This is a genomic window from Haloarchaeobius sp. FL176, from assembly GCF_024609245.1.
In the GTDB taxonomy this organism is placed as follows: Archaea; Halobacteriota; Halobacteria; order Halobacteriales; family Natrialbaceae; genus Haloarchaeobius.
In genome coordinates, this window is sequence record NZ_JANJYH010000010.1 from 16,114 (window position 1) to 38,811 (window position 22,698).

The window sequence follows — 22,698 nt, forward strand, 5'->3', positions numbered from 1 at the left end:
ATATTTCATGTCTGCCCTCCGTTCGGTGACTCTCGGCGTGTTCGCCCTCGCCCTCGTTGCACTCGTGGGTAGTGGAATCGGGAGTGCTGACACTGTCTCACGGACGGTCGAGCCAGCGCCGAACAACACGACAGTCCCCGACGATGGCCCAGCGTACGGGATCAACAACAGCACGTTCCAACGGCTCTGGTCGGGAGACACCGACCAACCCGATCTCTCCAGCGGCGCGTTCGACTCCTGGAACACCTCACGACCGGAGTTCTTCCGCCGGCTCGCGATGACGACCGACGTTCCCTTTGACCGGCCGCCAGCGGCGGTTGAAGCCTGGAACAGTGGTGACCTCCGCGATTTCAATCCCGGGAATCACTCTCGGTCGATCCATCCGGACGGCGTCCGCCTCCGGAATAGCGAGTTCATTCGCGATGCGTACCTCGCAGTGTACGCAGTTCAGCCCTCGACGATAGTTCACCAATCGAACGGCACAACCCACTACATCGCGCCCGACGGCGAGGTCCTCACGACAGCTGACTTCCGTGTGCAAACCCCAGATGGTGACCCAATCGGACCGATTCGTCGCTCATGGGACATCAGCGAGGCCCGCATTCAGACGGTCGCGCTCGCTGCACAGAACAAAACTCAGGACACCAGCTCCGGGCATACGACGACTCTGGAGTACACGGACCTGAGTGGAAATCGGACGCTGACTGTGCGCGCCGAAATCGTCGTGGAGGTCGAGGAGGTCATTCGCTCGTGCAACAACTTCAACGGAAGCACCCGCGAGTGCAACGAGGAGTGGAACGTTACCATCAACGAGCATACGGACAGCGTGAACGTCACCGCCAATCGCACGGCACAGGTGAACGATCTCTCCACCGCAACCATCGAACGTGTTGCGTTCAGGGATGGGTCGGAACGTGACGGTGCAATACTCCAGCCGAATTCGACCTGGGGGCGAATCATCGTCGACGATGCAGACGGCGTCGGCGTTCGGAGTGGCTACCTCTACTACACGGCAGGAAACGAGAACTGGCATAACCTGACGACCAGCGCCGCAATCTGGAACGAAACCCACGAGTCCTCGGTTCGACCGCTTCAGGTCCATGCCTTCCCCCGCCCGAGTGGGACTAGCATCCTCCACGGCAGTGCAGACTGGTCCTGGAAGCCACTCAGAGTCCAGCACAGAGAGGCGACAGAAGCCGCTGCGCCCACCATCCCGCCGAACTTCCACGTGGATAGTGGTGCGCCGTATTCGGAGACAAATCGTCTCGTCGTGACGTCGACTGAGTACGACACCGGGACGTTCCAACAGGCGACTGTGTACGGTGTTGTTCGCTCGCAATCCCGGACAGTGTCGTCGAGCTCGGTGAAGACCGTCCAGGAGACCATGGTTACGGTGGACATTGTTGCGCCGGAAGCAGCCGGGACAACGCTACGAATCTGGGTGGGAGAGACCGATGGAACACCGGTCCAGCACGGACGCGTCCACGTCGGGTCGAGGACGGTGCGGACGAACGATGACGGGATCGCGTTTGTCACCATACAGAACCCGCCCAGTCTGGTCGAAGTCACGTATGACCCGCTCCCGTGGTGGAGTACGGACCGACCACACACCCCATCGCGCGAAATCAAACAGATGCCGCTCGATTTGCCGTCGATGACGGATATCCTCAACCTCGCCATAGTGACGCTGCTGTGGTTCATCCCGGTCGCAGTCCTCCTGTTCGGGGTTGATTACGCCTCTGACGGTGCACTTCTCGGTATTCGCGAAACAGAAAGTCATGAGTGAGAACGCAGACTCCACAGAAACGAGTCGTATCGCCCGCCGAGCACTGCTGAGTTCGATAGCTGCCGGGTCAGTCATGCTGGCTGGCTGTTCATCCGATTCTTCGTCGACAGCCACCTCGACTTCGGAGTCGAGGAACTCGTCCCAAACTGAGCCGAATACACAGCTGACGACACCGGAGGAAAGTAGTGTCTTCGCCGACATCCGGGTTGGAACGACCCACATCGAAGTCGAGCTTGCAGAGGGGAGTTCGATCGACCGTGTGAACCTCATCAAGCCCGATGGCGAACTCCAGAGCCGGAGCGGTGTGAGTACAGGAGTGAGGCAAGTTTCACTCCGCTTCTCCGATGACTGGGAGTACACCAGGGGAGGATACAGCCCGGGGACGTATCGGCTGGTCGCAATCGCTGGCGGCGAGTCCGTCGAAGAGGCGGAGATAGACCTTCGCCCCGATGTGTCGATTGCCGACGTTCGCTGGGCGAAGTATGACTCTGTCCCCTGGGACAATCCCGGAGAACCACCATCGCACCTCGCTCAGATCGTACTAGAGAACACTGGGACTGGTCCAGGGCTAGTCGAGACACTGGAGACCGTCGATACCCCATACGATCTGGGTGTGGTCAGAGACGGTATTGATGTTGGCAGACATGTGATGGTTCCGCAAGGCGGTACCGCTTCCCTGACATCCAGAAGGATATTTAGAAAGGGCAGTTCCGGTGGAATCAGACTTGACTGCGAAGAATACGAGACGGTCACGTTCACGATAACAGCCCGTCTCCAAATGAGTGATTCGGCCCCGACCTACTCGCAGGCCGTCAGATACGGCACAGATAACAATGGTACCTGTGATCTCTCTCTTGTTCCAAGAGAGGAGGGGACAACTGAAGAAGGAGAAGGGGAATAGACGATGGGATGGTTTGCCGACCAGGTCGTCAGCGGGATCATGTCCTTCATCAGGGAGGGAATTAGCCAACTCCAAGACCTGATAGAGTCTCTCATTGGATTTCTAATTCAGAAAATCGTCGGTGTTCCCCATCCAGAAGGGTCGCGGTATATGGTCATCGGACGACCGGAAGACGACCTTTGGGGACCACTCTACTCGGACGTGTACCTTCAGTACATCCTCCCACTCTCACTGGGGATTCTATTCATCGGTGTTGCCTACATCGGTGTCAGGAGCGGTTCGATTAGCCCCTACCGTCGGAAAAAGCTGCTCCGGCGTGCAGGCTTAGTGTTCATGGGCGTCTTCGTCTGGTTCCCACTGGTGTCCATTCCACTACACTTTGTCAACGACATCGGAATGGTGATAGCGCCAGTAGATGACATGACTAGCTCGTTCGGTGGCGCCCTGAAAGGCTTGACCGGCGGCGTGATTCTTATTTTAATCCTCTATCTCGTCGAAAATGTATTGCTGGTCGCTGCGGCACTCGTCTATGCTATTCGATGGCTCGGTATCATCGTATTGACGCTCACGATGCCGTTGCTCGGTGTGTGCTGGGCGTTCGATGTCTGGCCCCTCAGCCCTGTCTCTCAGATTGCTAAACGAGCTGCGGCAGTGTACCCCGGCCTCATCGTTGCGGGACTACCCGCAGCGGTTCTATTCCGAATCGGTTGGGAGATGGAACTGTTCACACTCAATCCCGATAAGCTCACGTTCAACATCCTCATGGCGGTGATGTTGATTCCAGGAGCCTGCATCGCGAGTATTCTCACGGTCTACTGGAGTAGCCCGATGATTCAGCGCGTTGCACAGAAGGGGGCAAATCCAACAGCACGTGCAGCCTCAACTGCGGCCTCGAACACCAAACAGTCCGCAAAACGCGGTGTCAGCGGAGCAGTACAGGTCCATCGAGACCTGACACGGAACCCGAACCCACCCACGACACCCGCAAACGGTACCGGTGACGGAGATGGATCGGACCACCCATCGGGGGGTGGTAATGCGGTCTCTCGTTCCGGACGCACAGTCAAGCAAGACGCAGAGACACCCGCACTCCCTGGCCGAACTTCCGGTGACACGAACACAGGCACCAACAGGTCATCGAAACTCGACAAGGCCGCGTTCAAACGCACCCAGCGGAAGGTCATGCGGTGGACCGACGACTAACGCTTCAGACACACCATGAGTACGAAATCGAATCCAGGCGAGTACAGCGCCCGACGAATTCACCAGTCACTCGGTGGCACGACAGCCTTCCTCCGAGGCTACAGCATCGCCGAACTCGTGCTGTTCCTCGGCGTCGGCTTCGTTACCTTCGTCGCCGCCGCACTCGTCCCGGCGACACTCACGATCCCCGCGTTCGGGTTCGGGCTGATGCTGCTATTGCTGTTGCTCTTGCTGCACAAAGCCAAGCCGAACCACCTCTGGCTCACCGAATGGCTCCAGGCCCGACTCTCCTGGGCACTCAAAAACAAATCCTACACCCACGGCGGCGAGGACAACAGCGAAGTCAGATACATGACCCGACTCGACCGTGTCTACCCCTACGGTATCGAGCGTACTGACGGCGCGCTCGTCGGTGCGGTGAAGGTGACGCCGGCGAACCTTTCCCTAGAGGACGGCGACGCCTGGTCGAGAGCCGTTCAGTCGTTCTCGGAATTCACGAATGCCACCATCGACTTCCCCGTGACGATCTACACGACCAGTCGAACGGTCAACCAGGACGACCTGGTCCGCACGTATCGCGACCGACTCGGGGACGATGACGTGCGCTCTCGCCCGATTCTCAAGCGACTGCTGGAGACACAGGTCGAGGAGAACACGGACGACCACGGCGAACCGGACTCCGACACTACGACCGTCCGCGAGTTCTACATCATCACCGAAGTCAGGGACGCCGATATCGAGGCAGACACCGGCGCAGACGACAGCGTCCTCTCCTACCTCGAAGAACTCCCGGTCGTTGGGTCCACCTTCGGCCGATTCCAGTCGAACAGTCTCTCACCCGAAGACCGAGACCAGCTGAAACAGTCAAAGCTCGAATCCCAGTTGGCACAGCTCCGTCGCGGCGGGTCGTCGCTCTATCAGTGTTCGGTCGCACCGGTCGACTCCTACGAACTCGCTCGCGTGACCAAGGAGTACTGGAGCTGTGAGCGCGAGACCTACGGCGACCTCTCGAACGCCATCGGCACGTTCCCAATCGTCTCTCACGGCCTGAGTGACGGTGTCCCGTCGACGCCGCACCCGGACGATGTCGTGAGTGATCTCGGTGACCCTGCAATAGACGACCCTGAAGACGAGTGGGAATTCCCGCTCGAGGATGAAAGCGATGGAGAAGACGCCAAGAATGCTGACGATGAACAGGAGGGGACGGAGGACACGTCGAACGAGTCGTCGACGACAGAGACGGTCAACGACCTCACGACCCGTCACCAGTCCATCGTCGCGCCGTCGACGGTCGACTGGAACAAGACCTACGCGGTCATCAACGACGACACCTTCGTCCGCACGTTCTGGGTCGACCAGTTCCCCGAACAACCAGTCGAAGGGATGTTCGAACGAGTGCTGCTCGAAACGGATTTGAACACGGACATCAGCATCCAACTCGACCCGTTCGACAACCAGTCCGCCAAAGACATGATGGCCGACTGGATCTCCGATTTGAAGGTCAACCAGCACGACGCTGCTGGCCTTCACGCCGAAGACCTCGATGACGATATCCAGCGGGCGAAGTACATGCGCGGGCTCGTTCGCGCGAACAAAGCGTCGTTCTACCGTGGGGGCGTGTTCATTCGACTCACCGCCGAGAGCAAGGACGACCTCGACTCGCAGACGACGCGCCTGCGCTCGCTCGTCAAGGACGCTCCGTCGAACTGCACACTCAAAGTAGCGAATCGCTGGCAGGAGAAAGCCCTCGCAACGGTCTCCCCCCTCGGACGGAACGAACTTGGCCGTGACCGGATGTCGACCATGACCAACCAGGCCGTCGGCGCGATGTTCCCCTTCTCGTCGGACTACCTGATGATGGACGACGGCATCGACTACGGCTACCACGGCCACAACGGCTCTGCCGTCCAGGTCAACCCGTGGGACCTCGAAACCGGACACAGTGAACTCGTACTCGGAATGCCGGGCGGCGGGAAGACCTTCGGCGGTATCATGCGCCAGCTTCGGACGATGAAGCTCCGCAGCGATACGATGCTCGTACTCATCGACCCCGTCGGCGGCTTCGAGGGCATCGCGGACGCGCTGAACGCGAAGACGATTAGCGTGGGCGGAGACACGAAACTGAACCCGCTCGAAATTCGGCAGACGCCACAGCACGTTATCGACGCTGACGACGGTATCTCACCGGTGTCGGCGAAGAAAGACGAAGTGTTCGCCGTTCTTGAGAACTTCCTCGATGGCCGGGACATCACACTCGGTGCCCAGACCGGCGTGCTGTCCTACGCGGTCGACGAAGCATATCGACAGTCCGGCGTCGTCGCTGGCGATGCGAGCACCCACACCCCGGCGAACTCACCGACGATGCAGGACGTCCTCGACATCCTCGCAGATATCTCAGACCACCCCGACACGCACAACATCGCAGAATCAGCGTCCGCTCGGGAACAAGCAGCGCAGTACGCCGACGACCTCGCCATCGCGCTCCAGCCGTTCAGCGAGGGTGGGTCGTACGAAAACCTCGCGAAGCAGTCCGAAGTCAACATCCTCGAGGGCGACAACAAGGTCGTCTACATCGACCTCGGACAGATCGAAGGCAGCGCGTCGGGCATCGACCGCCAGACGTTCCTCATGCAACTCTTGCTGTCGACGGTCTACCAACAGGCGAAAAAGACCGACCGGAACGTCGAACTCGCCATCGACGAGGCCCACTACCTGTTCGAGGATAAAGCGAACCTGGACTTCCTCGAAACGGCATTCCGGCACCAAAGGCACGCCGGACTGCGAATGGTACTCCTCTCCCAGACCGCTCAAGAGTTCTACGAGAGCGAGCAGGCCGAGAAGATTCTCGGGATGTGCCCGATCAAGGTGTTCCACAAGCTGCCGGACCTCGACGACGAGACCGCAGACAAGATCGGGCTTACACGTGAGCAACGGCAGTACGTCCGTGGAGCCGACGCGGGCAAGGAAGAACTGGGCTACTCGGAAGCCCTGGTCCGCGTCGAAGAGCAGGGTACGTACCCCGTTCACGTCATCGCTGACGAGTTCGAAAAACGCGTCATCGAATACGAGCCCGACGACCAGGCATTCATCGAGCAGGCCGTCACCGATGTCCCCGACGAGTACGCGGACTTCGAATCGTTCGTCGAACACGAGGCACAGGCGAACGCACTCACGAACCGCTACGGCTTCTCCCCGGAGCGTGCAGAAGCACTCGTGAGCGGTGACCTCACCGCAGACGAGCTACTGCAAGCCGCCGCAGGGAGTGCTCACCCACAGTCGGACGTGGTCGCACGCGCAGACGGTGGGGCCATGGGAGGTGAGTCCAATGAGTAGTGGATTCTTCGGCCTCCTCGGTGGTGACCCGCAGTATGAGGCGATACAGATCGACATCGACGAGCCGCTCACGTGGTCACAGCAAGACACCGACGGGACGCTACTCCGGATTCGACCGTACAAGGAGAACGACGGCATCATCGACGGTGCTGGTGTCCTCCAGTCAGTTCACGACGTGACGACCGACCGGCTGGGGAAGAACTCCAGCGACCACCACTCCTTCGAGGTGTGGTTCGACGGGGGGAAGGTCAAATTCTTCATGCACGCAGCGACCGAAGCAGCAGCGGACAAGTTCCGCCGACGTGTCGGGAACAACTACGCCAATTCGGAAGTCTTCACAGTTGATAAGGGGAACGCCTTCCCGCGCATCGAGCCCGACGAGTACGTCGCCGGCGGGTGGCTCGAAATGGAGAAGATGCCGTACTACCCGATTCGTCACCACAACAGCGATGGCTGGGAGACGGACCCCTACGGAGAGATTACCAGCGAAATGCTCTCACTCGACGACAGCAAAGTTCTCACACAGGTCATCTTCAGGCCCGCCAAGCAGTCCTGGACCGACGGCGACCGCTTCAAGCACAACGGTGTCGACGACCTCGCCCACGGGCTTCGCCAGGGCACCTCAGTTGGCTGGCTGAATCCGAAAACACGCCCCGCGAGCGAGAAGGACAAGCAAGCTGCGAAAACCATCGAGCGACAGCGCGGCCAGCAAGGCTTCCACGTCAACATCCGAGTCCTCGCGATTTCTCGTGAGCAAGACGAAGCCGAAGCCCGTGCCCGCGGCGTTGCCGGAATGTTCAGGAAGTACTACAACGCCATCACCGAGCAGGGGCTCGACGATTCGCCCGTGTGGCATCGTCGCGAGTCGAAACGGCAGCGCAAGCTCTCCGAGTTCGTCGAGCGGATGGCCGACCGCGAGTGGGTCGACCGTGAGATGATCATGACCGTCGACGAACTCGCCGGCGTCGCCCACATCCCGAACGACGAGATTACGACCCCGAAGATCGACTGGCGGTACACCCAGCGCGGTGATCGCGTCCCCGCCGATACGGGCCAGCACGAACACACCCAGAACAAGCCACCAACCGATTCCCAGTGGGCCGGACAGGGAGGGCAGGACCGTGTTTGATCGGTTCCTCGGCCGCGACGACGAGCAGGACGGTGAACCGGAAGAGACGGCAGAGTGCGACGACACGTCACCCGAAGCAGTGACTGACGGCACCCCTGAAAGTGACGCAGACCAGCGAGCCGCGACCACTCCTGGCCCACGAACATTGCTCGGTGAGACGTACGACATTACCGAACAGGAGACAGACAAAGTTGGGACCAGACGCGTCATCACGGAAACAGAGAGCGAGGGGACTGTCGCCGGCCCGTACGTCCGCGAAATGCTCGAAGCCGGCGTCAGTCGAGACCCGGCACCGCTGTGGATCGGCTACGACGAAGACCCCCAGACTGGGTTCCGCGAAGCCCCACTCCGCTTCGAGTCGCTGTTCCGCCACATCTGGATTACCGGCACCACCGGCTACGGCAAGACCACTGAGCTGCTGAACATGATGGTCCAGTGGGCGTACTCGGGCTACGGCTTCGTCTACTTCGACCCGAAAGGCCGTGACTCGCGTGAACTCCTGCGGAAACTTCCCGAGGACCGCCTCGACGACGTCGTCTGGATCGAACCCGGCTCGTCCGAACACGACAAAACTGTCGGGCTGAACTTCCTCGAAATCCCCGACTGCAACACCGAAGAAGAGCGTGAGAACGAGATCGAGAACCGCATCGAGAACCTCAAAGCGATCTTCGACACGGACGAGTACTGGGGCATCAACATGGAGTCCATCACCGAGTCGATGGGCCGGGCGATGATGCAGTCCGACCAGCCGTTCTCGGTGATCGATATGTACTTCACGCTGTTGCACGCCGAACGGCGCGAAGAGTTCGCCCTCGACGTCGAAGACCCCTACGTCAGGGAGTTCTGTTTCGAAATTGCGCGGATGGACGACGAGACCATCCGACCGCTGCTCAAACGCATCAAATCCTGGGTCGAAAACTCGGTCATCCGTCGCATCATCTCCCACCGCGAGAGTACTATCGACTTCCGCGACATCATCGACAACGACCGCATCGTTATCGTCCGCACGCCTGTCGAGAACACCGACATCAAGAAGATGGTCACACTCGGCGTGATGCGAAACCTCTGGAGTGCCATCCAACAACGTTCCTACGAGAACAACACTGACCCAGACCCGTACTTCGTACTCTGTGACGAGTTCGACGACATCGCGAGCAAAAATCTCGATATCGAGTCGATGCTCGCTCGCGCCCGGTCGATGCGCCTCTCCGTCACGCTCTCCTCCCAGTACCCATCCCAGTTCGAAGAGGACACGCGCAAGGCGATGCAGAACAACTGTGACAATCTCATCGCCTTCTCCGTGAACGACATCGACGACGCCAGACTCCTGATGAAGCGGTTCCGCAATTACACCGCCGAAGACCTCATCTCGACTGACCAGTACAAAGCCTGGACGAAACTCCCACTGGAGGGTGGTCGCTACTCCGAGCCAGTCCTCCTTCGGACGTTCCCAGCCTACCCCCCGCTCCGGTCCGCGGACACCGTCGACGATATCATCAAGGCGAGTCTCGACCAGTATGGCACCGACCCGCTGACCGACGCCGAAATCATGCAGAACCTCATCTACAGTGACGCCAACGAGGCAGCTGACCCAACCCAGATTCTGGATGTGACGATGGCCGAAGCGATTCGCGCCGTCCAGATTCGAGAAGACTCCCGGGAAGCGAACGACTGGGTCGGTGTGGCTCCCGTCGACGAAGAACTCTCGACACGCCTCGAAAACAACCACCCCGGCATCGACTACGCTGACGACGACCTGCCCGAGATACGCGACGCTTCGCCGTTGATCGATGTCGAGTTGCACGACGGCGATGTCGTGACGCGCCTGTCCGAGGCTGGCGAAGCCGAAGTCCAACCGGATACTGGGTCGGTCCCGTCGGCAGGTGGGTCCGACCACGATGCAGTACTCGTCGAGACCGAGCAGGCACTCACCGAGCGCGGGTTCAGCGTCGATATCCTCGAACAGGACGGCAGCGAGCAGCCCGACGCCACCGCGACCCACCCCGCCCACGACACCGTGTTCAACATCGAGGCTGAAACGACGACACCGGACCGGCCCGCGAAAGTCTTGCAGAACCTCAGACGGGCACACGAATCCGAGCGCGTCCCCATCTTCGTCGTTCGCGCCGGTGACACCGACGAGACGGACTGGGCCTCCCGCGTCGAGAACATCCTCTCGGTGCCACTACGAGAGCTGGCCGACGGCACCGAACAGTTCTACAACTGCGACGAGGTCGTCAGCTTCGGCGGCGGTGCCACAGCCCACGGTGGCGTTACCGGTGTTCGACCTGCGTCCGACACGAATCGGACTGTCTGGACGCGTGAGGACGGTGAGCGTGTGTTGTCCGACGGTGAAACGGAGTTCACCCGTGTTTCCGACGAGGGACCGCTCTCGAAACACGACGTGCCAGCATACTACACCCACGACCGCGAGTCCGGCCAGTACACCGTCTTCGAACACGGTGACACCCACAGCTTCGACTCACGGGACGCCTTCAAAGCGGCGTGGACGCCCATCAAACAGCCGTTTATCCCCGATATTTCCCTCCCAGACCCGGCGTACACGCATGACAGCTACGTCGTGATGATTCTACCAGCGGAGGGTCCCCCGATGCTCTTCCAGAACGGCGAGACGTACCCCCTGGGCGAATCCTCGGACGACGTTGACCTCTGGCCCGGTGAATCGACTAATAGGCACCATCAGACTCCACCGTCAATTCCAGCTGAAGAGTCATCTGGCGCACGTTCATCGACAACCCAGGAGGTAGAGGTCGATCCAGATAGTGATGGTATCGAGGCGTTCGCAACGATGCACATCAGAGAAGCGGAGGGAGCACAGGTGCCAAAGGAAACGCTGTTTCAGGCGTACTCGGCCTGGACTGACCAGCACGATATTGATGGCACAAACTCAGTCTGGTTCAGCCGGAAGCTCGGGAATGTCGTCGAATATGAAAGCGGGCGCGTCAGAGAAAACGGCGATGAGTTGGTGACAGTCTACACCGATATCGACCTGACACCAGAGGGCTCCCAGCTACTCAAGCAATGATTTATATCATAATTTTGGATGGATATGAGTCAAATGAATACCATGAACAATTGGACCAGAACCAGAATTTCAAATCAGGCGTGTATAGGCATCAGGGCCTTGGATTTGGTTTTATACCGCATTCTGTTCAGGGTAAAACAATTGTTCAGGGTAAACCATCCATCCGTGTTCAGGGTAAAAACCGCATTACAGGAGCAGTGTTCAGGGTAAATCGGCGGTCAAAACCAACTAGTATAGAATGGGTTGACCCCGTTGGAAAGGAATGGGAACAGCACAGCAGCCGCAGGGCATTTTATCAACATCGTGATAGAGGAAATGGAATGTCCAGAGGGACGCTCACCACGAGGGTGACTGGCCGTGTCTGAGTCGCCGGTTTCTGTCTCGGTGCTTCCGGAAGTGATCCGCGAACGCGAGCAGTGGGTGTGCTGGCGCGAAGAGAAACGGGAGGGGAAACCGACGAAGATTCCGGTGATGCCGGGGACCGGGAGATTCGCTTCGTCGACGGACCCAGAAACGTGGGGTGAGTTCGAGCAGGCACTCGAGTACGCCGAGACGGAGTACGCTGATGGTGTCGGGTTCGTGTTTACCGACGATGACCCCATCGTCGGTGTCGACCTGGACGACTGTCGTGACCCCGAGACGGGCGAGGCCAATGACGCAGCGCGGGACATCATCGACCGATTGGACTCCTACACGGAGGTGTCGCCGTCCGGGACGGGCTTTCACGTACTCATCAGGGGTGAGCTTCCAGACGGCCGGAACAGACGGGGCAGCGTCGAACTGTACGATACAGCACGGTTCTTCACCGTCACGGGCGACCACGTCGCCGACACTCCGAGCCGGATAGCGCGCCGGCAGGACGCTCTCACAGCGGTTCACCGTGAGTACGTCCAGGACACCGAAACGAACACAGACTCCGACTCCGGGCACCGTGACGCGGCTGACGAACGGTCAGCAACGACCCGGCCGGTCGATGTTGAGAGTGACCTCGAGGACGAAGAACTGCTGGAGAAAGCCCGGAATGCCTCAAACGGGTCGAAGTTCGACCGCCTCTGGAACGGGAGTACAGCCGGATACGACAGCCAGTCCGAAGCCGACATGGCACTGTCTTGTCTGCTGGCGTTCTGGACCGGCGGCGACCAGACACAGGCGGACCGACTCTTCCGTCGTTCTGGACTGCTCCGTGAGAAGTGGGACGAAGTCCACTACGCCGACGGCTCAACGTACGGAGAGAAGACTATCGAACGGGCAGTCGCAACCACCTCGGAGTTCTACGAACCGACCGGTGACGACGACACCGCGGACGAGCGCAAAAGTACTACGAACGCTTCTTCGGATGTCGACGGCGATGACTCCCAGCCGAGTCGCGCGTATCTCGTCGAGAAGAATCAGCTGTTGACCGACCGCGTTGACGAACTCGAAGCGACAGTCACAGAGAAACGCGACCGGATCGATACGCTCGAAGCGGAGATCGAGCAGCTCACCGAAGCACTCGATCGCCGTGACCAAGACCGAGAGGAGTCCCACGACGCGGCTGCTGTGAATACCGGTGAGCGAGGTGGTGAGTCCGAGACATCGTCCGTGTGGGGCCGGACGAAACGGTTGTTCGGAAACTCTGAGTAACGGCGAGGCACCGATGTAGTGTTTCTCAGGGGGCGTCTCATGTACCACACCAATAAGGAAACTATTCCCCGGAGTAAGAAATATATCCACCGAGTCGAAAGAACACGTATGGCCGATTCAGAATCCACGACCGGACCACCGCCGTTTGAGGACGCCTTCAGCGGCGAGGATGTCGAACAACGCATCTACGGGACGGTCCTACAGACCCGGGAGCCAGCGACGGGGAGCGAAATCGCGGAGCGTGTCGATTGTGACCCGAAGACAGCCCGAAAGTACCTCAACTGGTTTGCGGACCTCGGCATCGTCACGCACCACGACGGGCATCCGGCCACCTACGAGCGCAACGACGCGTACTTCGAGTGGCGACGCATCAACCAGCTCGCTGCAGACCACTCTGTCGAGGACCTCCAGCAGCGCGTCCGCGAGCTGACGACCCGAATCACCGACTACGAGGATGCGTACGACGCCAGGACACCGGCCGCGGTCGACGCAGTCGCCGTGGTGGAGGCGAGCGACGAGCGGACGATTGACGACGTGTACAGTGACCTCGCCGACTGGGCGACCGCACGCGAAGAGCGCGAGCGCTACGAACGCGCCCGCCAGCAACGCGCCAGCACCGACGGCGAACCGGCCTCAGGGTAGGACTAGCGATGGGACCACCAGCTGGAGATGGGAGCAGCCCCGCCCCCATCGACCGTCCGATTCTCGAATTTCTCCAATCCCGGCTGCAAGCCACACAGCAAGTCGAACAGGCGACCACCACGGACGCCAACGGGCATCTCGAACTCCGTGTTGTGTTCACGTCGGCGTACTATCCCGCGACTGTCGACGAGGCGACGCTTGCTGTTCGCTGGTATACGAACGACGACTTCAAAATACACTATCGGGAGATCCATCCGGAACACGCCTGGGAGTGCCGGTGGGATCGGCACCCGAATCCCCACAACACACGAGACCATTTTCATCCCTCGCCTACCGCCCCGACGCCCGGTGACGACGCTTCGTGGCCGACTGACCACCGTGATGTCCTGCGACTCGTCCTCAACGAGGTCGAGCAGCGGATCGCAGACCTGTGGGACGAGTAAGAGGGTCCACCACCCGTGACTGTTGATCCACGCCAGGAGGTGTGGTTTTATTGCCACCAAGAGTGGTGAGGCGCGTCACCAAGCCCGCCTCAAGTGATTCTAGTATGAACGAATACCTAGACAACGACGAGTACGTCAACATCGGACCCGAAACCCTTCCACCCGCAGTGGCTGAAATCCCTGCTGACCGCGTGAACAATACCAAACCGACTCTCTCAACTGACGAGCACTACGAAAAGCTAGCAAAACACGAATTCGTACTCCGAAAAGAACGCGGCGAAGAGATCCCGGAGTCGCTCAGAGAAGCCGTCAAAGACCTGAAAGCTGGCCTCTGAGTACGGCCGCCGACCTTTTTTCTCTGACACGGTCTGTCTGTCCCGCCCCACCAGGACCGTGAGTATGGCAGCATCATCGCGACCGCCTGTCGGGTGTGTCCGCACGGGTCCGTTCGGGGTGGACTCCTCGGGTTGTGCGCGCTCCGGCCATGCAGACCGTTCCTGCCGGGCCCGGGCTTTCGCGTTTCCGTTGCGTCTGCGACGGACGGGACACGGTCCTGGGCCGGGTCGGGCCGAGTGCAGCCGCCCGATGCCGGATTCACCCGAGAGCGGGCCTGCGAGCGCTCGGCCCGCGACCGGGCTCACCCGGGGCCGGGCCGGCTGCATCTTCGCCTGCGAGCGCCGACGCTCGAAACCGCCCTCGCGTCGGCTCCCGCTGGGCTCAGACGCGGCCTCTTTCGCGGTCCGGGTCGGGCTGCTCGCCGTGACGGCGACCCCGACGACCGCTGCCGGGGTCGCCGTCACCCGCGCTCGTCGGCCATCGGTCCCTCGTTCCTCGGAACCGATGACCGTCCTCGCGCGGGCTGGCTGCGCTGCCTGCCGGGCGTGCGCTCAAACTCGCTCGGCGCGCGGGGACGGTGCCGGGCTGCGGCTCCCAGCCCCGAGCTTCCACGCTCGCGAACGAGTTCGCTCGCACGGACTCCTCGGGGACTGGTCGCCGGTCCGGGCTGTGTCCCGCGCGCCGTCACTCGCTGCGGCCTTATGCGAGGCCGTCCACCGACGTAAACCGTGCTGCTTGCCGTCTCTGTCCCGCCTTGCGTTGCGTCTTCGACGGACGCGGCGAGACAGACCCGCGGGTCAGCAGGATTACGTCGGTGAGCGCGCGCTCACCACGAGCTTCCACCCCTCACTGGATTGTCTGGGAGTCTCGCCGGCGTCGCGGCGCGCCAGTACTACACCGAAGGCGCGCCGCGACCGCCTCGGGGACAACGTCCCTGGGAGGACGATGTGACGAAAGCCATGGCTGGAGAGTCGTGGTGTCGGAAGAAGACGCCGAGTGAGCGCCTTCGGAGCTACAGACTACAATGTCATCTAAGAACCGCTTCGGTAATGAAGTTTCGGTCGATGAACAGGCATTCGAGAAACACGAGGAAGTCGAATACGACGAGGACGGGTTCGAAGTCGTCGACGAGACCCCAGAGTTCCGGGCGACGGTCGAGATGGAAGTGCAGGCGAAGGTCGATTCGAATCATCCCGACGCTCGTGTCCAGGACGGACCGGACCACATGGTCGGGAAGACGCTCGAAGAAGAAGAGAAAATCAAGGCGCGCGAAGCCGAACTGGAACACATCAGTACTCAAAGCATCCTCGGGAAACAGGTGGGTCGAGAGGCGCGGACTCGAACCGTCGCAGCCACTCACAGTGCGGAGCGGCGCGAAACGTTCGAAAAGCGTAGAGCAAGCGTGAACCCCCTGGCTCACCCGGACGAACCGGACCCCCGTGAAAAACTCGAACGAACGCAGCTGGCGGCTGTGAACAAACAGTCGATGCGGATGGTCGAAAAGCTCGATGGCTGGTCACGGGCGGCCGTCAGTCGGCGGCTAGCCGAAGCGGTCGTCACCGGGATGGACATGATGAGTGCAGTCGTCAGCGTGTTCGAAGAGCTACAGACGGCACCTGGACAGATGCTGCCACTCGGAAAGATCGAGGACGTGGATCAATACGAAGTGTGTATCCAAGGGACGGTGACCCAGCTGTGGGAGCCGTCAAACTCGGCCATTCAACAGGTCGGACTCATCGAGGACGAGACGGGGAGAACGAAATTCACGGTCTGGAAGAAGTCGAACCAACCCCTGGTCGACGAAGGCGAGCGCGTGCAGATTCACGGTGCAGCGCGGAACTGGTACGAGGGGCGCGTCTCGGTGGCCCTGACCGGCTGGAGCATCGTCCATTTCCCAGAACGCGGGCGATGGTGGGAAGCGTAGCCGGCTAGCGCGGTCTCCCCTTTTTTGCTGTGCCCCAACACCCACGACCCGCCGCCCCACCCACCTCCACGTACCGGGCGGTTCACTGCGTTCACCGCCGGGCTTTCGCCACCGCGTTCGTCAAGACAATCTCGAATAGCGGAGAAAAATTGTCTGTCGATAGTCTGAAGTACATGGACTTCGAACTAAATCGTATGACCTCAGATTACGATCAACTACGCTCAGACGGTGGAATCAGGACACTCGACCCACCCCCAATCGACGCACTCGACGAAGAGACACTCGAGCCGGAAACGCTAGCACAAAACGCCTCGCGGCTCGAAACCATCGTGGAACTGCTCAACCACCCAGCACTCGCCCGAGTCTACGTCTACGTGTGCTACTGGGGACCGGTCGCCCCGCCGGCAGTCATGGAGGCACTTGACCTCTCGAAATCGACCACCTACGAGTACGTCGACCGACTGGTCGACCTGGGCCTCGTCGACCGTGACGACTCGACGCGCCCCCAGCAGTTGACTGCCGATCCGATCATCATCGTCGAGCAGTACATCCCGATCGTCATCACGCCAACCGTCCTCCACGCGCTCGCGCTCCAGGAGATCGATGAAGACATCTCGTACTTCATGGACCGCTACGGCATCGGGAAGCTCATTGCCGCGTTGCGAGGTGCCGGTCTCCATTTCGCGGGAGAGACCACCCAGCGGATGGTCGCCAGCGACATCGACGTGCGCGAGACGGAGGCGATGATGATCGTCTACGCGCTCGAACCCGCGCTGGCTGTCGGCCGGGAGCACGACCCATTCTTCGAGTACCTCTTCCCGGATGTGCATGACGAGATGGAACTCCCCGATCTTGACGAGATAGCTGGTGCCCCGACGAATTCGGCGGACACCGACGAGTGAGTCCGATAAATGGGTCGAGACACACCATTATCCCCCGACCAGGATGTCCTCGTCGACGCGAACATTTTCTACGCGATCGGCCGTCCCTCGAACCCCCAGTATCGCCGCTTCCGAACTGCAGTTCAGAATGCCGGCGTCGTCTGCAAACTTCCCCAGCGCGTGATTGGCGAACTCGGTGGCCCAGAGACGGATCGAGTCCGGACGGCCCTCGACGACGGCTGGGCCGAAATCATCGAGGCAACCCCACCGACGGACGGGGACGCTGTCGCCGCGAGCGATATCGCCAGACGGACTATCGCGAGCGAAACCAACCGAGCAGAACACGAGGTCGAAAAGACCGATGCGATTCTCGCAGGGCTCGCCATCCAGTACGTCAGAGACCACTCACCGTCGACCGTTGTCGTGCTCACTGACGATAACCCTGCCAGAAAGGGCATCAAGAACGCAGCTCAATCGCAGGGGTACGAGGAGACGATTACGGTGTACGGCTTGGTGGACATTATCGGTGACGATGCCGGTGACTCAATGCGACTGATTTAGGCCAAGAGGTGCCCGATTCTTGTTGGTGTGAATCTCAGCTCAAAATAGTTATGAACGAACGGAAAACCTAGCAGCGACCCCATAGTTAGTTTCGTAGTTGTTCTCAACTTCCTTTTCAGACGTGACGCCCCAGTACACGAATCGATACTCTCCATTCGTAAGCGGTGCACAGATATGATACGTCGGCGAGTGTCGAACTGCGTCCGAAGCACCCTCTTGTGTGAACGTGAGTTCCCACTGGAATCCGGCTCCCGGGTCGTGCCTCACGCCTTCATCGGACCACCCTGCAAATACTTCTTCCCGTCCGAATATCGTCCGCCACTGGTTCAAGTCCCGGTATTGGATATCGAACTTGCCCTTGTTCCCGGAACTATTAGTTTCGCCCGAAACATTCTGCAACCTCGCAACTAACGTGTCCCCTACTGAAATCGACCCATTCTCGATCTCAAGGACGAACCCAGCGAGCCGTCCGTAACATTCTACTATCCAATACGGGTCGATAGACTGATACCCATCTCGGCAGGATTCAGCCATGTCCGCACTCCCATCAGTTACCGGAGTGGCTGTTCTAATCTCTGTGGTATTTGGAGTCTCCGTGGCGGTTTCGGTCTGGGTGTTCGTTGGCTGTGTCGTTGTCGATTCTGAGTCGTTTTGAGATTCATCGGTGAAGAGACACCCTGCAGTTGTACAGGTTAGAGCTGCGGTTAAGCTCAGTAACTTTCGTCGGGTTGGAGGGCACATACAACAAATTCACCATCCACAATGCCAAATTATTTTTGGTAAAATACTAATATTATATTGATGTATTAATTTGTTATAACCCAAATTGGATGTTGTATGTGTTTGCGATATTGTATGCTGCTGACCCATCCGACTCATTACCGTAATGAGTGGCTATTACTGCGTCGTAGTATTGGTTAGTATTTTCATCAAAATATGTCTTGAAATATGGTCCTCCAGAGTCCCCATTTCCTGTGGCAAGATCAATTTCAACAAAGTGGTCTCCTTGCTCATCGCATAGCGGTTTAGACTTTTTTATTTGTTCAATATTCCCCCCTGTATCAAGTCCGGTGTTGATGCCAAATTTCTTGACATTATCGTTGCCACTAGTGGACATCATATCTGCGAGGGCATTTTTCGTAACGTAGCCTCGAACATTTCTCCCTGAAAAATTGATATCATCGCGAATATTCACTTCTGACACGCTCTTAGTACTGTCTGCAAACACAAAGTCATCGCCCCATGAGAATTCGGTTACTTCTCCTACGATCTTTGGACTTGAGTTTCCTTGTAAGAGATTTTTACCTTTAACTTTGCCATCAAAACAGCTGTAGAAGTGCGCACAAGTGATTAAGCCTGCATTATTGGCTGAATCTCTAGCAGGACAACAAGATGTAGCTGGTTCGTAGGAAGGATAGTCGTTGTTCTCAACTCGGACACCTCCAGGTACGGGGTTGTATTCAGTACAATTAGTATTACATGCATCTGGCTCTGGAGGGACCCATTCCTTTATCGAGACTGGGACCCCCTCAACAGTGTCTGGTAGAGTTGGAGTAGTATTCGAAAAATCTACTACGACAGTGACCGACGGACGATCCCGATCTTCCAAGTCGCTTGAACTGGAACCAAGTGAAATATATTTGACTGCCTCTTGATTGAGGTAGTTCTCTTCTAGTGTTCTCCGCACGTTCCGAGTGTGGACCAATTGTCTCCACCATGATTTTGGTACCTCTTTCTCTTTTATTGACTCTTGGCCCTGTCGAACGGTCGTTATTCGTTTTGTATTGTCGTCTAATGGTGCTCCTTGACCGATGGGAGTAGTCATCGCAGTGATGCTTCCAGATACTATTCCACTAAGAACCTTGCGACGGTTGACTGTCATTTGAGACCACACACCACACCATTTATTGCCGATACAAATAACTTTTGGATTTGGTTTATTGTACCTCGGTGATTTCCCGACAAGTGACCACCTTTGGGATACTCTCTCCTATAGCGCACCTGTACCATCGAATGTACTTCACACAGGGAAGCCGTCGAGTTGGCTCGTGGCTGTCAGTCTCAATGCGTTGTCAACCGAGATGTTAGTCAGGTCCATCGGAACCTGACTGAGCTGGAGGAACTTCACCTGATTGACCTGGTTGAGGACGGCGGCGTGAAAACGGCCCGTGGTCTGTTACGATGCAATCGATATCGATCTGCCGCTCGTGGAACCGGTCGTCGACTCCGACGAAGCGACAGCGTGAACGGATTCTCGCCTGCTAGCAGCAATTTATTGACCCCCTATCGGGTGAGGGGTTCGTCAAGCAGACGAGCACCTCGGAGTGCTGTATTCAGATGCCTGTTAGTGACATCTACCCGACGACGTTCGACGAGGACGTACCGACCGAGACCAACACCAACCACTGCCCAGAGTGCGACGGACACATCACGCCGAGCGGTGACGAGTCAGTCTGTGAAGACTGCGGCCTGGTCGTCAACGAACAGCGACTCGACCGTGGGCCAGAGTGGGGGAGCTACGACGAACACGAACGTAGGCGCACTGGCGGCCCACGCACGGTCTCCAGACACGACCACGGGCTCTCGACCACGATCGGGTACGGGAGCGATTCTCGGGGAAACCAGCTCTCCAGACGGAAGCGCCGACAGCTCGCGCGGATGCGTCGCGAACACTCCCGGGGCCAGTACGAGTCCAAAGCCGACCGCAACCTCATGCACGGATTCACCGAAATCCGTCGGATTGTCGGCGGACTCAGCCTCGGCAACTCGCTCCGAGATCAAGCCTGCTCGCTGTTCCGAACAGCTCAGTCCGAGTCCCTGCTTCGTGGTAGATCCATTGAAGGCATCGCAGCGGCCTGTGTCTACGCAGCAATCCGGTGCAACGGTCTTCCCAGAACGCTCGACGAGATCGCGACGCTCGCGCAGGTGTCCCACTCCCGGGTGAAGTCCTGCTACAAGTCGCTCAACGCCGAACTGGGGCTACCCGCAAAGCCGATGACCCCGAGTGAGTTCGTTCCCCAACTCGCCTCGAACCTAGAGGTCCCGGATCGACTCCGTCGCCGTGCTCGAGAGTACGCACGCCGGGCACAGGAGAACGGTGTGACGACGGGCGTACGTCCGTCCGGATTCGCGGCGGCCTGTCTGTACAAAGCCGGCGAGAGTACGATCCTCACCCAGAACGACGTGGCAGAAGCTGCCGATACGACGCCGGTAACGGTGCGCACGCACTGGCAGACGCTCAACGAAGTCATCGACTGAACGTTTATACTCACCTTCAGGGGTGAGGTGAGACAGAATCCCCACCGAGAATCATCCATTATCGCAACTGTCGTTCACGAACCGAGTCCGGAAACGAGCCGAGTACGAGGCCTTCGAGTTCCAGCTCGCCGGCGACGCCGTCCTCGTGACCAACTGCAGCCACGACGACCCGAGTGAGCACCGATACCTGGTCCGCGTCGGCGACGGCGTTCCGACCCACTGTACGTGCCCCGCTGACGAACACTACGACGACGCCTGTAAGCATCGCGTCGCCGTTGCGATTCGTGGGCCTGTTCTGAACGCGGCTGTGGATGCGACGGTCGCGACTGACGGCGGAAGCGTGGTCAGCAAGCCAGAGCGGACTGGAACAGAAGAGGACCCGGAATGTGAGTGCGGCGAACTCCCCGACGGAGTCCCGTGCTGGCCTTGTTACTGTGACGGGGAAGCGACGTTCGAGCCGGTCGACCGATCATCGCACACTCCCTGACTGACCACCCTGTGAGTCCGCCAGTTGACGCCAACGCTCCGAACCCACCGAAACACACTCGACGAACTCGGCGTGTGAAGGTAGTTGCACACTGAGACTTTGTTGCCGGAGTACCGTTCACGCTCACGCCCGAGTTTAAATACTATGCCGGGGCAAGCCTCCCACAATGACCGACCACTCCGAAGACTACGAAGAACTCCGACCACTCGGTGAAGCAACACACGTTCCCGACGAACAGACCCCCACCCACAACAGTGGAACGGCCCACCGCCAACGCCTGGCTGGCGTCGATGCTGACTATCCGGACGATCTGATAGCAACCACCACAGACTGTCCCTCCTGTGGCGCGTCGATCCCCGCCAGTCTGACCAAGTGCCGGTTCTGCCTCACGAACCATCTCGAACCAGCCACCGACGACCAGGACAGCTCTCACTCGGAGTCTGACCTCCTCCACGTCGTCCACGCGCTCGTCGAGGCACCCACCTTCTACGGTGCCGCCGCAAAGGGGGCGGCTTCGGCCACGCTCCTCGCACAGTCGGGTTCCGACTGCACCGTCAAGGACTGCCAGCCCATCTACGACCTCGACGACGACCCGGCCGCTCAGCTCCTCGACCAGTGGCCTGCGCTCCCCCCAGCAGCACGAGTCTCCTCGGAAATGGGGGGCAGAGTCCTCGCCGCCGCTCGCGACCGAACGGTGTGGACAGACTCGACGCAATCGCCCTGTGAAGACGAGCACGCGACGTTCCTCTACGACGAAACCGGAACCGGCATTCTCGACGAAGAATATCTTGATTCGCTCCTCAAGGACGCGGACGATGACATCTGGCTGGTGCCAGCGATTGCCCTCCAAGAATCCGTTGACGACAGCAGTCCCGAACGCCCGCAACACAAGAGTCCGACCAGGGCCCAACTCAATTGCTGGGAGTGCGACCGCGACACCACCCACCGATTCCGACGATTCGTCGACGGACCTAGCGAGGAGTGGCCCAGCCAACCCATGTGGAAATGCCAAGTGTGCGATACTCCTCAATACGGGCCCGAGCCCGAAGCGAACTGGTGACCCACCTCGGGGTCAACCCACCGCCTGCCGTCCGCAGCCAGAGTTTTTCGAGCGCCGGCGATGGGTGCCGGCGCAGTAAGTCGTG

Annotated in this window: 19 protein-coding genes; 16 read left to right on the forward strand and 3 right to left on the reverse strand. The window is 59.3% G+C overall.

Annotated features, from left to right (window positions below):
• Positions 1–7: 7 nt before the first annotated feature.
• The 13 genes from NO978_RS15785 to NO978_RS15840 all read left to right on the forward strand — a co-directional run bounded on the left by NO978_RS15785 (position 8) and on the right by NO978_RS15840 (position 17,808).
• Positions 8–1,786, forward strand: a complete 1,779-nt coding sequence (locus NO978_RS15785) for a hypothetical protein (RefSeq protein ID WP_257300548.1) — start codon at positions 8–10, stop codon at positions 1,784–1,786.
• Positions 1,779–2,687, forward strand: a complete 909-nt coding sequence (locus NO978_RS15790) for a hypothetical protein (protein WP_257300549.1) — start codon at positions 1,779–1,781, stop codon at positions 2,685–2,687. Before NO978_RS15785 ends, NO978_RS15790 begins: the two co-directional genes overlap by 8 nt.
• Positions 2,688–2,690: 3 nt before the next feature.
• Complete coding sequence (locus NO978_RS15795) at positions 2,691–3,890, forward strand: hypothetical protein (protein WP_257300550.1); 1,200 nt, start codon at positions 2,691–2,693, stop codon at positions 3,888–3,890.
• Positions 3,891–3,905: 15 nt separating this feature from the next.
• Positions 3,906–7,223, forward strand: coding sequence for a VirB4 family type IV secretion system protein (locus NO978_RS15800; RefSeq protein WP_257300551.1), 3,318 nt, complete (start codon positions 3,906–3,908; stop codon positions 7,221–7,223).
• Positions 7,216–8,352, forward strand: a complete 1,137-nt coding sequence (locus NO978_RS15805; RefSeq protein ID WP_257300552.1) for a hypothetical protein — start codon at positions 7,216–7,218, stop codon at positions 8,350–8,352. Before NO978_RS15800 ends, NO978_RS15805 begins: the two co-directional genes overlap by 8 nt.
• A complete protein-coding gene (locus NO978_RS15810; protein WP_257300553.1) occupies positions 8,345–11,398 on the forward strand; it encodes a type IV secretory system conjugative DNA transfer family protein in 3,054 nt (1,017 codons plus the stop codon). Before NO978_RS15805 ends, NO978_RS15810 begins: the two co-directional genes overlap by 8 nt.
• A gap of 357 nt (positions 11,399–11,755) precedes the next feature.
• Positions 11,756–13,021: a hypothetical protein gene (locus NO978_RS15815; RefSeq protein WP_257300554.1), complete on the forward strand. Its 1,266-nt coding sequence runs from the start codon at positions 11,756–11,758 to the stop codon at positions 13,019–13,021.
• A 108-nt stretch (positions 13,022–13,129) separates the two neighbouring features.
• Entirely contained in the window at positions 13,130–13,663 is a 534-nt protein-coding gene (locus NO978_RS15820; protein ID WP_257300555.1) for a sugar-specific transcriptional regulator TrmB, read from the forward strand.
• Positions 13,664–13,671: 8 nt separating this feature from the next.
• Entirely contained in the window at positions 13,672–14,106 is a 435-nt protein-coding gene (locus NO978_RS20025) for a hypothetical protein (RefSeq protein WP_369684155.1), read from the forward strand.
• 104 nt (positions 14,107–14,210) lie between these two features.
• Positions 14,211–14,441 (forward strand): hypothetical protein, encoded by a 231-nt coding sequence (locus NO978_RS15825; protein ID WP_257300556.1) that lies wholly within the window; start codon positions 14,211–14,213, stop codon positions 14,439–14,441.
• 1,025 nt (positions 14,442–15,466) lie between these two features.
• On the forward strand, positions 15,467–16,366 hold the full coding sequence (locus tag NO978_RS15830) for a DNA-binding protein (RefSeq protein ID WP_257300557.1): 900 nt from the start codon (positions 15,467–15,469) through the stop codon (positions 16,364–16,366).
• Positions 16,367–16,560: 194 nt separating this feature from the next.
• Positions 16,561–17,268 (forward strand): helix-turn-helix domain-containing protein, encoded by a 708-nt coding sequence (locus NO978_RS15835; RefSeq protein WP_257300558.1) that lies wholly within the window; start codon positions 16,561–16,563, stop codon positions 17,266–17,268.
• A gap of 9 nt (positions 17,269–17,277) precedes the next feature.
• Positions 17,278–17,808 carry a hypothetical protein gene (locus NO978_RS15840; RefSeq protein WP_257300559.1) on the forward strand — a complete coding sequence of 177 codons (531 nt, stop codon included), beginning with the start codon at positions 17,278–17,280 and terminating at the stop codon, positions 17,806–17,808.
• A 48-nt stretch (positions 17,809–17,856) separates the two neighbouring features.
• Here the strand turns inward: NO978_RS15840 and NO978_RS15845 are convergent, their stop codons facing one another.
• Positions 17,857–18,342, reverse strand: coding sequence for a hypothetical protein (locus NO978_RS15845; protein WP_257300560.1), 486 nt, complete (start codon positions 18,340–18,342; stop codon positions 17,857–17,859).
• A 280-nt stretch (positions 18,343–18,622) separates the two neighbouring features.
• Positions 18,623–19,690 (reverse strand): hypothetical protein, encoded by a 1,068-nt coding sequence (locus tag NO978_RS15850; protein WP_257300561.1) that lies wholly within the window; start codon positions 19,688–19,690, stop codon positions 18,623–18,625.
• A gap of 455 nt (positions 19,691–20,145) precedes the next feature.
• Between NO978_RS15850 and NO978_RS15855 the strand changes: the two genes are divergently transcribed.
• Entirely contained in the window at positions 20,146–21,066 is a 921-nt protein-coding gene (locus NO978_RS15855; protein WP_257300562.1) for a transcription initiation factor IIB family protein, read from the forward strand.
• 58 nt (positions 21,067–21,124) lie between these two features.
• On the opposite strand, the gene NO978_RS15860 is transcribed toward NO978_RS15855, so the two are convergent.
• Positions 21,125–21,286: a hypothetical protein gene (locus NO978_RS15860; RefSeq protein ID WP_257300623.1), complete on the reverse strand. Its 162-nt coding sequence runs from the start codon at positions 21,284–21,286 to the stop codon at positions 21,125–21,127.
• Here NO978_RS15860 and NO978_RS15865 point away from each other — a divergent pair.
• Both NO978_RS15865 and NO978_RS15870 read left to right on the forward strand, forming a co-directional pair.
• A complete protein-coding gene (locus tag NO978_RS15865; RefSeq protein ID WP_257300563.1) occupies positions 21,212–21,553 on the forward strand; it encodes an SWIM zinc finger family protein in 342 nt (113 codons plus the stop codon). The two genes, NO978_RS15860 and NO978_RS15865, sit on opposite strands and share 75 nt — an antisense overlap.
• Positions 21,554–21,719: 166 nt before the next feature.
• On the forward strand, positions 21,720–22,613 hold the full coding sequence (locus NO978_RS15870) for a hypothetical protein (RefSeq protein WP_257300564.1): 894 nt from the start codon (positions 21,720–21,722) through the stop codon (positions 22,611–22,613).
• The last annotated feature ends 85 nt before the right edge of the window (positions 22,614–22,698 follow it).